The organism is Prevotella dentasini JCM 15908, assembly GCF_000614065.1.
Lineage (GTDB): Bacteria > Bacteroidota > Bacteroidia > Bacteroidales > Bacteroidaceae > Prevotella > Prevotella dentasini.
Genome location: NZ_BAKG01000016.1, coordinates 67412 through 81434 on the forward strand (window position 1 = coordinate 67412; position 14023 = coordinate 81434).

A 14023-nucleotide genomic window follows, 5' to 3' on the forward strand; every position below is an offset into this window, starting at 1 on the left:
CATGAGCATATTATGCCATGTCTTGGCAGTTCCTTTCCGAAGCCTGTGCGGTCTTGGTGAATTATGAATTACCTCGTTGTCCCTCTGATGATAAGCCGCGTTCGCACCACTCTTTTTTCGATGCTGTCTTTCGGAAGTGCACCCTCTACCTTTTCTATAAGGATGTTGGCTGCCTCTTCCCCTACCCGGAGTCCGCGCTGCTCGACGGTAGTCAGCATGGGTTCGCAGGCAATGGCACGTTCGCCGTTGGTGAATCCGCAGATGGAAATGTCGTCGGGTATGCGGTAGCCCATCCGCTTGCACGAATAGAGAATACCGATGGCAGTATCGTCGTTGACGGCAAAGAATGAGTCGGGTGGGGTGGGAAGCTCCATCACGTCGGGAGTTATCGCCTCGGCATCGGCCCTGTTGTCGCAGATGCGTATCAGTCTGTCGTCGGGTTTCAGGCCGTGCTTCAGGAGCGCGTCGCGGTAGCCGTTGTACCGGTTCTTGCCAATCTCAAGATTGAGCGATACGCCGTAGTAGGCAATGCGCTTGCATCCGGTGTCTATCAGATGGGTAACGGCGGCGTAGGCACCCATGTAGTCGTCGACCACCACACGGCTGGCGTTGACGCCCGTGCTGATGCGGTCGTAGAAGACAAGCGGCAGGCCGTGGTCGACGAGCTGTTGGAAGTGGTCGTACTTGATGGAGTCCTTGGCCTGCGAAACGATGACGCCGCAGACTTTGTTCTCATAGAACGATTTGCATATTTGCACTTCCTTGTCGTATTTCTCCCCACTCTGTGCCACCATGACGCGGTAGCCGCGGGCAGAAGCCTCTTCCTCGATGCCTGCCAATACGGACGAGAAGTAGAAATGAGTGAACTGTGGGACAATAACCCCGATGATTTTCAGCGGTTGCACTTTGCTTTTGCGCAACGTTTCGGCTATCATGTTCGGGAGAAAATTGTGCTCGCGCGCGTACTTTTTTATTTCTTCGCGCTTTTCTACCGAAATGCGCGGACTGTCTTTCAGTGCACGCGAGACGGTAGCCACCGAAACCCCAAGGTCCCGGGCTATATCTTTCATCGTCAAGTTTGAACCTTCTTTCATCAGATTCCTGTTGGTTTTTAGTATAAATATGAATTGTATCGCAAAAATACACAATTTAACTGACTCGTTGACCTGTGTCAATTATTTAATGCAAAAATAAATGTGCAAACGTTTGCATAAACCTTTTCGCAAATTTAATGGAAAAAAAGTGCAAAATAATTTTAATACCTATAACTTTGCAAAAAATTAAGCCCATGACACGGCTATTAACCAAAACAAAGTTTTGAGAACGATCATACTTTAATCAATTATAATAACTTTAACAACAAAATGATGAAGCAGGTAAAATGCAAATTTCCTGTCAGGATGTTCGCCTTTGTAGTAGGCCTTCTCCTGTCAGCAAGTGCCTTTGCACAGTCAACTGTCAATGGCCATGTTAAGGATGCTGCCGGCGAGCCAATCATTGGTGCCTCTGTCCTCATTGACGGGACTACCAACGGTACAATGACTGACCTTGACGGTAACTTTTCTCTTAGCGTACAGCCCGGTGCTACTCTGACCATTTCTTACATTGGCTTTCAGAAGCAGCAGGTTACAGCAGCAGACGGAATGGTCATAACGCTGCTGGAAGACGCAGCACAGCAGATGAACGAAGTAGTCGTTATCGGTTACGGTGCTGTGAAGAAGAGCGACCTTACGGGGTCTGTCATGGCTCTCAAGCCGGACAGCAAGAACAAGGGGCTCGTTGTCAATCCGCAGGACTTGTTGGCAGGTAAGGCTGCCGGCGTAAGCGTCATTTCCACTGACGGTACTCCGGGTGGTGGTGCGCAGATTCGCGTGCGTGGCGGTGCTTCGCTGAACGCTTCCAACGACCCGTTGATTGTTATCGACGGTGTGGCAATGGACAACAGCGGCGTGAAGGGTGTTTCCAACATTCTCTCAACCATCAATCCGCAGGACATCGAGTCTTTTAACGTGCTGAAGGATGCTTCTGCAACGGCTATCTATGGTTCGCGCGGTTCTAACGGTGTCATCATCATTACGACCAAGAAGGGCCGCATGGGGCTGAACGTATCATACGCAGGTAGCGTTACCATGAGCATGAAGAAGAAGACTATTGACGTGATGGATGCTGCCCAGTATCGCAGTTTCATCAAGGATTTGTTTGGCGAAGACAGCGACCCGTATCGTTTGCTGGGTACGGCCAACACCAACTGGCAGGACGAAATCTATCGTACTGCATGGAGCCACGACCACAACGTAACCGTTTCGGGTGCTACGGATTTGGGCGATGATCACAGCCTCCCGTATCGTCTGTCTTTCGGCTACACTAACCAACAGGGTATCGTGAAGACTTCCGACTTCGAGCGTTATACCGCATCTCTCAATCTGAATCCTTCGTTCTTCGATGAGCACTTGAACGTAAATCTCAACGCGAAGGGTATGTACGCCAAGTCTCGCTTTGCAGACAAGAATGCCATTTCTTCAGCTGTGAGAATGGACCCGACCCAGGCAATCAATGCCTTCACCTCTCCTTATCATACAGGTCTGAAAAACATCGATCAGACCCTCAAGAACTTTGGAGGATATTATGAATGGACAAGTGATGGAACTTCTCTTGAAGACAGCACATGGCCTTATACCAAGTTCAATGAAGCTACTGCCAACCCTGTTGCTCTGCTGAACCTCAAGGATGACCGTGCACACAGCCGTGAATTTATCGGTAGCGCAGACTTCGATTACAAGCTGCATGGCTTTGAGGACCTGCGTCTCCACCTTACTTTGGGTGCCGACATTGCAAAGGGTAAGCAGGATACCGACATTGACCCGGCTTCTCCGGCTGCTCTCTATTACGGCTCTTATGGTTTTGAGGAAATTTTCAAGCGCAATCTCTCTCTTAGTGCATACGGCCAGTACTTCCACGACTTCAATGATGCTGCAATGAACCATTTCGACATCATGGCCGGTTATGAGTACCAGAGTTTCTATTCGACCAAGAAAAACGATTACGTAGGCTATTACCGCTCAACCAACAATAATGCGGATAAGGCTGGTACGGCCCGTGAGCACACTCCGTACAACTTTGCCACCGACCACTATCTTGTTTCATTCTTCGGCCGTGCCAACTATTCTCTTATGGATCGTTACATGATTACCGCTACCGTGCGTGCCGATGGTGCTTCCCGTTTCAAGAAGCACTGGGCATGGTTCCCGTCATTCGCCTTTGCTTGGAAGATGAAGGACGAGAAGGCGTTCCGCGATATTAAGTGGCTTTCCGACCTGAAGCTCCGCCTCGGTTGGGGTATGACGGGTCAGCAGGAAGGTGTTGCCGATTATGGCTGGATACCTACCTACGAGAAGAGCACGGGTACAAACGGCTTCTATCCTATCATTGATATGAATGGTGACGGCAAGATTACTGCTGAGGATGGTACTCTCTATCGTCCGGCCAACTTTACTCCTGACCTGAAGTGGGAAACTACTACTACTTACAACGTGGGGCTTGACTTCGGTTTCTGGAATCAGCGACTGACTGGTGCCGTAGACTGGTATTTCCGCAAGACCACCGACTTGCTCAACTATGCTCCGTATGCAGCTATGGGTATGTATAAGAACAGGGCATGGCAGAACATTGGCTCTCTGAACAATACGGGTGTTGAGGTTCAGCTCGACTGGAAGGCTGTCCGTGCGAAAGACCTTTATTGGACTATCGGCTACAACTTCACCTATAACTACAACAAGATTACCGACCTGAGCGGTGCAGCCGTAGGCGGTATGCCTATTGAGACTGGTCCCGGTGCAGCCGGCGGTACAGGTAACTATGTGCAGGCCCATCAGGTGGGCTACGCTGCTAACTCATTCTATGTATATCAGCAGGTTTATGACAAGAACGGTATGCCTATCGAAGGTCAGGTAGTTGACCGCAACGGTGATGGCTCTATTACTTCTGCCGACCGTTATCTCTACAAGAGTCCGGCTGCTCCTATCCTGATGGGTCTCTCTTCCCGTCTCGAATATAAGAACTTTGACCTCGGCTTCGCACTTCGTGCAAGTATCGGCAACTACGTGTTCAACGACTTTGAGGCTACAAGCTCTAACCTCAGCCAGTCTTCTGTATATGCACAGAAAGCTTACATCAGCAACCGTCCTCTCAATGTTTTGAGCCGTGGATGGCAGACTGACAACTTGACTTCTACTCAGTCAGACTACTACGTAAAGAATGCTTCCTTCCTGAAGATGGACAACGTAACCTTGGGTTACAGCTTTGCAGACCTCTTCAAGTCTGAGGGCTGGCACGGTCTGAACGGTCGTGTTTATGCAACGGCATCCAACGTATTTACCATCACGAAGTATAAGGGTATTGACCCGGAAATCCCGAACGGTGTAGACAATAATATCTATCCACGTCCGTTCTCCGTTATCCTCGGTCTTAACCTGAACTTTTAACCCATTTAATTGAGAATAAAATGAAAAGATATATTAAGAATATTGTCCCGGTGGCAGCAGCAGCTCTTATGATGGGCCTCTCTTCATGTGTCGGTGATTTGGACAATGCGGAGAATCCGAAGGACCCGAATATCAGCACCGAAAACAACATTATAGGAGAATACAATAAGTGCTACGCCAACCTTGCACTTCCCGGCAACAGTGGTGCCAACGGCGACTCCGACCTTGACGGCTACGATGGCGGTACGGCAGGTTTCGTTCGTCAGTTGTGGAACGTGAACGAACTTCCTACCGATGAGGCTATCTGCGGATGGGGTGATGCAGGTATTCAGGAGTTTGTGTTCAACAGCTATGGTTCTTCTCACCCAATGACTGCCATGTTCTATTTCCGTCTTACAAATGGTATCACCTATTGTAACGACTATCTGGTCAAGGCTGCCGATTACGACAAGACGATGACTGCAGAGGTTCGTTTCGTACGTGCTTTGCACTATTTCTACTTGATGGATACGTTCGGAAATATTCCTTTCTCTGAAACAACGCTTATAAAGCCAAAGCAGATTTCGCGTAAGGAGGCTTACGACTATATAGAAAAAGAGCTTCTTGACATAGAGCCGGACCTTGGTGCTGCCAAGGCAAGAGTTTCTTCCGAAGCCGGCTACGGCCGTGCCAACAAGGCTGCTGCGTGGATGCTCCTCGCTCGTCTTTATCTGAACGCAGAGGTTTACACGGGTACTCCTCAGTGGGAGAAGGCTGCCAAGTATGCCAAGATGGTGATGGATTCTGACTATAAGCTGAATACCACCGGCAGTGCGAATGGAAAGTGGTCGGCATACCAGATGCTCTTCATGGGCGACAATGGTGAGTCGAGTGCCGCTAAGGAAATAGTATTCCCAATCCTTGCAGACGGTATCACTACGACAAGCTATGGTGGTTCGTTCTTCGTGATAGCTTCTACCTTTGATAATAAGATGCACGCTGACGAAAGTAATCCGAATGCATCAAATGGAACTACTGGTATGTGGGCAGGAAACCGTGCCCGTCCTGACCTTCTCAAGAAGTTCTTCCCTAATGGCGATGCCCCTCAGGTTGAATCTTATAATATGGTAAAGAAGGCGAAAGACGACCGTGCCATCTTCTGGGGCAAGGACCGCAACCTCGACAATGTTACTCAGTCTACCTTTACAGACGGGTATGCCGTGGCTAAGTTCCTGAACTTCCACTCCGATGGTTCTGCTACCCACGATGCACAGTTCCCCGATATGGATTATCCTTTGATGCGTGTTGCAGAGGCCTATCTGATGTATGCAGAGGCTGAAGCCCGTCTCAATGGCAATGTGGCGACAGGTGAAGCCGCTGCCGCCATCAATGCTCTCCGTGCCCGTGCTCACAATGCCAATCTGAAGGGTGTTTACAATCTCTCTGACATTTGCGACGAGTGGAGCCGTGAGTTCTACTTCGAGGGTCTGCGCCGTACCACGCTTGTTCGCTTCGGCCGTTTCGGTGGCAGCAACGACTACAACTGGACATGGAAGGGTGGCGACAAGGAAGGCCGCAACTTTGAGGCAACTCGTAACATCTATGCCATTCCTCTGCAGGAATTCTCTGCAAACGAGAATTTGGTTCAAAATCCCGGTTACTAAAATAAGAACGGCATGAGGGCTGTCTTTCATCCCTCTGCCAGTTCAACCAAACAATTAAACAACAACTAAAATGAAGAAGATATTTAGTTTGATATTGGCTGTTTGTTTTGCCGGCATGTTTACAGCATGCTCCGACGACAGGGATGCCAACCCAACCATACAGCAGCCTACAACATTCATGCTGAATCAGCCTGTTTACTCTTCAGGCATTGATTTGGCTATTGCCAAGACCATCTCATTCTCTTGGTCGCAGCCAGACTATGGTCTGCCGTTGGCTGCTAACTACAAGTTGCAGGTTTCCAACAATGGTCAGTTTACACAGGCTTTCGACCCTAACATAAAGCAGGAAGAACAGCTCGGAAAGGCCAACTTCGTTACCATCAACGACGCTTACAAGTATTGCAAGGGTGAAATGCGTGCAGTAAATCTTGCCAAGGCTCTTCAGCAGCTTAATGCTTACAAAGAGGAGGCAGTACCTGCCACCAGCGAGGTATGGGTACGCTGCATGGCTATCACAACCGGTGCAGAGCCTGTTTACTCCAATGCCGTTAAGCTCAGTGTCGCTCCTGTCTATGTAGAGCTGAAGGATGCTCCTCCTGCTACATGGTATCTGATTGGTAGCTGCATCGGTGATGGTGCTTGGACCAATGGCAAGGATGCTATCGGTTCCTCTATGCTCCCGATGTACACCAAGCCCGGTGAAATCTACGACAAGGGAACGGGCGATGGTACATTTGAGTATACTGGCTACTTCCCTGCTGATGCTCAGTTTAAGATTGTCAAGACTCCGGGAGACTGGGATCATAATGTTGTCTGTGGCGGCGGTGCACCGTTGTTGACTTCTGTACGCGATGGTGGCAACGACCCGGGTAACATTACCGTATCTGCAGCAGGCTACTACACTATCACCTTGAAGTCGAAGACAGGCGAAACTACCATTACAAAGGCTACGAGTACACCGTCTGCAAGCTATCCTATAATGAACATGCCGGGTACGCTGAACGGTTGGAACGAAAAGTCTGGCAATCCGATGACGGCCTTCTCTGCAAGTGCTGAGAATCACGACTGGGTAACAAAGGTAACTTTCGACGAAGATGCACCTGCCGATGGTGGTGTCAAGTTCGCTGCCGGTTCTTGGGACAAGAGTTGGGGTGTTGCCGACTTCCCTTATGGTATTGCCATAAGCGATGGTGATAACATTCCTTACAGGAAGGGCACGTATCTCGTTATCTTTAACGACTTCACCGGCCAGTACCTTTTCATCGAGCAGGAATAAATTTCTAAAAACCAAGAGTGGGGCAGTCTTGCCCCGCTCCAAAGAAAAAAGAATATAAAATGAAAAAGATAGCTTATTTATTAGGTCTCGTGCTTTTGGCAAGCTGTGGCGATGCGACAAGTTCGACGAGTGGGCACAGCCACTGAGCAACGCGCAGGAAGCTGCCAAGAGCATCAGCCTGACGGCAACAGCAGCTCCTGTCGTTAACTTTGAGACAGTCGGACAGGATTCTGTTGTACTCTGTACGCCCGTTCTGACAGCCGACGACGAAATCGGTAAGGAAACTTATACCATTACGCTTTATAATGCAGACAAGACTGCCAGTCAGAAACTGAACTCCGACAAGAATGGTCGTGTGAAAGCCCTTGAGCTGCAGACTGCCGTTGAGGGATTGTATGGCAAGGCAGGCGACCTTCGCAAGATTCCTGCAACCATTACCGACCAAGTTCTTCTCCTTCGTGGCGAAGCGTTCACTCTGAAGGCTGACTTTGAGGCACAGGTGAAGCTTATTGCTCCTTCCTTTGCTGAGTTTATCTATGAGATTGGCAACGAAGGTAACTGGAAGACGGTGCAGTATCTCCGTAGCAAGGAGCAGGACGGCAACTATCTTGGCTACTGCTTCCTGAACGGTGAGTTCAAGTTCCGCAGCAATGAGACTGCTTGGGATGGCCCAGACTGGGAGTATGGCGGCACTGAAGGTTCTCTCTCGGAGAACGGTGTAGGTAACTTCCCTGATCCGGGTAAGGGCTTCTATAAGGTGGAGGCAAGTCTTGCCAACGGCACCTTGAAGCTGACTAAGGTTGAAACCATCAGTATTATCGGTTCTGTGCTTGACAAGGACTGGAAGATTGACGGCGATATGACCTTCAATGAGGCCGACAAGTCTTGGACTTGGACAGGCCATCTTGATGCCGGTGAGATGAAGTTCCGTGTCAATCACGACTGGGCTATCTCTTGGGGTGGTGCCAACGATAACGAGAAGGCTTTCGACAATTTGACAGAGAACGGTGGCAAGAACCTGAAGATAGACGAAGCAGGTGAATATACCGTCAAGCTCTTCATCACCTACGAGGGTAACAACCGTGTTGAAATTTTGAAGTAATCATCAAACTGTTTAGGTTTATTATAATGGGAGGAGAACATCGCGAGATGTTCTCCTTTTTTGTTCTGTTCCTGTTGCCGGTAAATGTGGATGGAACTGCTGCTGCCCGGGAAATATCAGACGCATAGTGAACGGGCTGTAGACGCGGTCGGATTTTTCCGTTTCGTCGTATAATATCCTCCAGTTTTATTTTTCTGTTTTTGCTGTCATGCTGTCAACCCTTGTAATGTATTGGCTGTCAATGGTGTTTTTGTTAAAATAGCTGAAGGTATGACAGTAAAATTCTCTCAAGGTGCTGTGTGGCCCACCGTTCGGTATGCTTCCATTGCTGCTTGTTACCGTTGTCGGGACAAGTCTGTTCTGTTTCCTTTTGCTTGTGGCTGACACGGTTGGCGGTACGGGAGTGTCCTGTGTTTTAGCCGGGTCAGCTTTTATGAACAAAGGTTAAAAGCCAAAATATATTGTAATTATTACAAGAAGTATTTGTTTCTTTCGGAAATTACCTATATCTTTGCATTATCAAAAACATTAAGAGATAAGATTATGGCTAAGAGAAACGAAGTTTATAAGTGTGCAGAGTGTGGCAACATCGTAGAGGTTCTGAGCGGTAGCGAGAGCAGCGTTTGCGGTATGCAGCTCCTGACAGAGAATACGACCGATGCAGCAACTGAGAAGCACGTTCCTGTAGTGGAGAAAATAGAAGGTGGCTATCGTGTAACCGTTGGCGAAGTTGAGCATCCGATGACAGAGGCTCACTCTATTCAATGGATTGAGCTGATAACGGAGAACAATGAGCTGCTCCGCAAGTATCTTGCTCCGACCGACAAGCCGGTAGCTGAGTTCAAAACCGATGCCAAGGAAGTCTATGCCCGTGAGTATTGCAACCTGCACGGTCTTTGGAGAAGTAAGTAAGCACTTGACTAAGATATATAATATTGGCGAGGACATTCCCACGTGGGAGTGTCCTCGCTGTCTTTTGTTTATTCAGATAGTCGGAATATGTATTATAGCGTGATAGCCTTTGTTCATGTTTAGGTAGAAGACGATACTTGTCCAATCCTCCTAAATTGACGAAGAAACCTGTTCAAAAATTAAAGCTGACACTTGCCATTATGCTCCGCGGACGCAGGCGGCTAATGGAATAAAGTTGGTAAAGGTCGGTTATTCTACGCTCTTCATAGGTGTCCGTTCCCCAGAGATTCTTCAGGTCCAACCGCAGTTCATAGCTTTTTTGCCGATAGGCTATCCCCATATCGGAAAAATATTTGAAAGAGATGGCTGGGTCATTGCTATGATAGACCTCGTTAATCCATCTTATTTCCCACTTGCCGGGCATAAAGAAGAGTTTCAGGTTATGGCTGAACGATTGGACAGATGTGTTATTTGCCGCCCTGTCATCTACATTTATTTGTTTGGTATGTGAGTAGAACGACTCCGCCTCTATGGAGAACCAGTCTTTTGGTTGCATGGACAGATTTATCTGTACATAGTCATTCAGGGTTCTGAACGGCTTCACCTTGTCCTGAATGAGTACGCTGTAATTGCTGATGCGGTGGCTTGCCTCCAATGTTACTGACGACTTCGCCCAGTCAAAGTGCTTCGACACGCTCCCTGTTATGCGGATGGAGTTCATGTCTGCCCGTTTGTCGGTAGCATGGCTATGGTATATGTTGTCTTGCAAGAAGGCGTTATGCAGCGGCATTTTGCCTAAGAACAGGAACAATGTCTCTAAATTGGAAAATAATTTAAGTCGTGTATTCTTGTATTTCGCACCAAGACCAAGTGTGTGTGCGGTCGTTTGATCGAAAGTTCCCACCCCTGTTGATACGGAGTTGTAATCATACGATATGGGCAAAGCAGATATATTGCCGATGTCCAAGTCGTTCCATGTATAGGAATAATTCACATTCAATGCCCAGTAGGCCGAAGGGACTATATTGGCATAGAGACTGGGAAGAAATAAAAGATTGTGCTTGTCCTGACACTCAAATCGTCGATAGAGCCATGACAGGGGCAGTTGCATGCTGATATTGAACAAGTCAGACTCGTAGTTGAACGAGGGTGCAAAGCGGGTGTCTGTCTTCGTATATCTTTCTTGTTTGTCTTGCCCGTCTCGTCCGAGTTCTATCAGCTGCGACTTGCCGTCGCTCGAGAGCGTATAGGTAAAGACAAATTTCCCGACGCGCCCTCGCAGATAGGTCTTTGCGCCCCACATCAAACTTTCCTGTGTGAGTCTTTGCAGCATGCTGTCGGCAAGCAGCAGCCGGTTGGGCAGATAGCTGTAGCTAAAATAGCCGTTCATGCTATATGTGCGGTTGTTTTTGAGTTTCTGCATCCATTCAAACCGGTCGGAAATGCGCCGTCCCCTTGGCTCGGAAAACTGGGGGGTATGTGCACCGTTCAGCGTTCCCATGCCATGACTGGTGCTGAAATCGCCCGACAGCTTGAGCGTATTGGTCAGAAAAGTCTTTTGGCTGTTCAGCCTGTACAGCATCTCGCCCGACAGGGACCGCTTCCATGCGGTTGCTGTCATATCTTCCATGATGATGGCGTTATCATAGGAAAGGCTGGTATAGCGCGTCTCGTTTTGTTGCCACATGTTCTCCCTATCCCATATACCATCTATTTGCAGGCGGATTTCGCTGTCTTTGCCGGTCTTGAAAAGCCAATTGGTGGCAAGCAGATGAGAGGTGTTGAATGTTGTACGGTGCTCTTCAAGGTTTGGCAAGCGCATGGAGATGTTCTCTATCAGATTTTTTTCGCTGGCTATATTTCCGAAAAGATTCTTGGTGGCAATCTCCCTGAAGATGTCGTCGCCCGTATTGTTGAACTTATATAGTGAGATGCTCTGCATTTTTCTGGCGAACATCATTTCGTTCAGACGTACATCACCCAGTACTTTCTTGCTGCTTTGCAGTTCAGAACCGCTCCCTAAGGATGCTGTGCCTTGCCATACGTTTTTGGCTTCGTCGGTCAGGACAATGTTCAACGCGGCCTGCTCGGAGAAACTTTTGCCTTGCAGCATCTTGATAGACTGGTGATTCTCGTAGACCTGCACTTTCTTTACTTTATATGCAGACAGGTTTTCCGTAGCTTGGGCATACTTGTCTCCCATCAGGTCCATTCCCTCTATATAGACTTTTTCGTAGCGGCTTGCCTGATAGAGTATCGTGCCGTCCTTCTCCACCTTGAGTCCTGCCATCCGCTTGAGTACGTCAGACAGGGTTCTGTCTTGTTTTTGCCTGAAGCTGCTTACAAGATAGTTGATGGTATCTCCACGCTGCGTCATGCTCGGAGCCTTCACCTGAACCTCTTTCAGTACGACCGACTTCTCCTTTAGGCGAATTATGGTGTTGGGAGTATAATCTTTTATGGACAATGTATCGCGTTCATATCCCATGCAGCTGAAAATCAGCGCATCCCCCTGCCTGCCTTGCGGCGTGGACAGGGAGAATCTGCCGTTTTTGTCGGTTCGGGCGAAGCGCAGCGATGTTCTTCTGTTGTTTCCGAGAAGGATGACGCTGACGTTCTCCAACGGCTTCTCCGTGGAGTTAATGACCGTTCCTTTATATTCCTGCGCCTTTGCTGCTGTGCAGAAAAGTAGAAATAAAAACGCCAAATAAGAATATCGCATACGCTGTGCTGTTTTGTCGTGAAGCCCCTATTCGTATTTCTCTATCAGGTAGGGGACAAGCCTTATTTTGTCCCTTTTACTATTGAAATCTCCTAATATATGTTGGTTGATATACCCTTTTTGGTTATCCCAAAATATATATAGTTCTTTTTGGTATAGTAAAGGGGTTGTTTTCTGGTATTTCCGCTTTTCGTGGATGATGGGGACTATCTCCTTTGCAGTTTCTATTCCGATAGCCGTAAAGTTAAAACATCCCCTGCTCTCTGTAGCTTTCAGAATGACGCCGGGTAGTCCGCAGAGTTTCCAAGGGCCGTCGCTGTAAGGCAGGTCTATGGCGTACCACACAGTCCAGTCTGTTCCGCGCAATGTGCCTTTTGCTTTCTTGCAGGGATAGCCTATGATGGTTGTGTCGCCCTCAAGAAACTCCCATTCTATTGTTGGAAGGTTCTCTTCATAGCCAAAGAAGATCTTCTCGTAAAAAGATCCGTTCCACGTCAGCTGTCCGTCTTGGGGATAGTTTTTATATATCTGATAGGTCTGGCCTTTGTCGGTATTCTGTACATAATCTACAAATATTTCAATGTCCACCTTTGCCTTTCTCATGGAGTCGATGGTATTCTGATAGATTGCAGTCAGCTCACTATAATACTTTGAACTATGATTGCCAATCTCCAATACCTGCCGGTCTATCGCTGGAAACCCCACTTGGTTTGTTGTCTCGATGTATTCTGTTGCATAATGGATTTTTAGTGCCAAGGTATCAATTGGCGTATCGGCGAAAGCGCAGAAGGGCAGACTGCATAACATTAGCAGTAGTATTGTATTTTTTATCTTCATAGCACAAATCTTAATTAAACAAACTTGAATAATTGCAAATATAAAGAAAATAAATGATAAAACAATAAAATGCTGTGAGTTTAACATAAGATGTTGCAGACTTTAGGGATGAAGTGTGGAGTTATGCGGTTGTTTTGTTAAGTTTATATTGGGGAAAAGACTCCGCCATCATGGCCTGCTCAGTTAAAGACCGAAATAGGTTGTTAAAGACAGAGGTTCTTTTTATTGTGTTCTTTTCATGTTAGTTGTGGAGTAGATTTCGTGTGGCTGTAAGCTGTTGACATTCAGTGTGTTTGTAAAACTATCATTCCGACGGTACGAAAACGGCAGTTTGGCCATGCGAAAGTGCCGTTTTAGGAAAGCGAAAGCGGCATTTTCGTTTGCGGAATGGAAGTGGGTATAAGTTTTGTTTTTGTTATTTATATTGAGATTGTAGGATATTCAGGCAGCGGGCTCTGTCCTTATCTTTCTATTATTCGCCCCGTTGTAGGGACAGATCGCGTGTCTGTCCGCATGCGTGTATTGTCCTTCCCGTATTTGTTCTTTGTTTTCGGACAGACACGGGGTCTGTCCCTACAGGTTTTTGTGGGTATTTGGCTGTAGAGGCAGATGCACCCGGCTATCCGAATATGCGTATCACCCCCATCCTGCATACGTTTATCTTCTCGCGGTCAGGCGGACGGGGCATCCGTTCCCGTACGCCGGGAGCTTCTATACGCCTGTAGGGACAGACCGCGTGTCTGTCCGCATGTCCGCATTGCCCGGTCCTGTGCATGTTTGTTCGGCGTGGCCGGACAGACTAACGGCAGCTCCTAACCCGAGGAGAAGAAGTAGGCAAGTTTCAAAAGTCAAGAAAAGTACGCCAAAAAGGATTTGTTTTATTTTGTCTTTTGCCCTATTTGGAGTATCTTTGCAGAAGATATGCTGCGCTCGGCAATAAGGAAGTAAACTTCCATTGCACTTGCTGGCAATATCTTTGCAGAAGATATGCTGCGCTCGGCAATAAGGAAGTAAACTTCCATTGCACTTGCTGGCAATATCTTTGCAGAA

Annotated in this window: 8 protein-coding genes; 5 read left to right on the forward strand and 3 right to left on the reverse strand. The window is 47.9% G+C overall.

The features are described 5' to 3' along the window. Nucleotides 1-68 precede the first annotated feature (68 nt). Complete coding sequence (locus JCM15908_RS08970) at nucleotides 69-1094, reverse strand: LacI family DNA-binding transcriptional regulator (protein WP_025003086.1); 1026 nt, start codon at nucleotides 1092-1094, stop codon at nucleotides 69-71. Between the two features lie 273 nt (nucleotides 1095-1367). On the opposite strand from JCM15908_RS08970, the gene JCM15908_RS08975 reads away from it, so the two are divergent. The 5 genes from JCM15908_RS08975 (at nucleotide 1368) to JCM15908_RS08995 (ending at nucleotide 9414) form a co-directional block, all read left to right on the forward strand. After that, nucleotides 1368-4481, forward strand: coding sequence for a SusC/RagA family TonB-linked outer membrane protein (locus JCM15908_RS08975; RefSeq protein WP_025003087.1), 3114 nt, complete (start codon nucleotides 1368-1370; stop codon nucleotides 4479-4481). A gap of 20 nt (nucleotides 4482-4501) precedes the next feature. Then, entirely contained in the window at nucleotides 4502-6124 is a 1623-nt protein-coding gene (locus JCM15908_RS08980) for a RagB/SusD family nutrient uptake outer membrane protein (protein WP_025003088.1), read from the forward strand. 70 nt (nucleotides 6125-6194) lie between these two features. After that, nucleotides 6195-7400 (forward strand): SusE domain-containing protein, encoded by a 1206-nt coding sequence (locus tag JCM15908_RS08985; protein WP_025003089.1) that lies wholly within the window; start codon nucleotides 6195-6197, stop codon nucleotides 7398-7400. A 103-nt stretch (nucleotides 7401-7503) separates the two neighbouring features. Beyond that, the gene (locus tag JCM15908_RS08990; protein WP_506256111.1) at nucleotides 7504-8502 is read left to right on the forward strand and encodes an Outer membrane protein SusF domain-containing protein; all 999 of its coding nucleotides are present in this window, start codon (nucleotides 7504-7506) and stop codon (nucleotides 8500-8502) included. A 543-nt stretch (nucleotides 8503-9045) separates the two neighbouring features. Further along, nucleotides 9046-9414 (forward strand): desulfoferrodoxin, encoded by a 369-nt coding sequence (locus tag JCM15908_RS08995; RefSeq protein WP_025003091.1) that lies wholly within the window; start codon nucleotides 9046-9048, stop codon nucleotides 9412-9414. A gap of 172 nt (nucleotides 9415-9586) precedes the next feature. Here JCM15908_RS08995 and JCM15908_RS09000 read toward each other — a convergent pair whose 3' ends face one another. Beyond that, nucleotides 9587-12136 (reverse strand): carboxypeptidase-like regulatory domain-containing protein, encoded by a 2550-nt coding sequence (locus tag JCM15908_RS09000; RefSeq protein ID WP_025003092.1) that lies wholly within the window; start codon nucleotides 12134-12136, stop codon nucleotides 9587-9589. Nucleotides 12137-12163: 27 nt separating this feature from the next. Beyond that, a complete protein-coding gene (locus JCM15908_RS14165; protein ID WP_084607857.1) occupies nucleotides 12164-13060 on the reverse strand; it encodes a GLPGLI family protein in 897 nt (298 codons plus the stop codon). Nucleotides 13061-14023 lie beyond the last annotated feature (963 nt).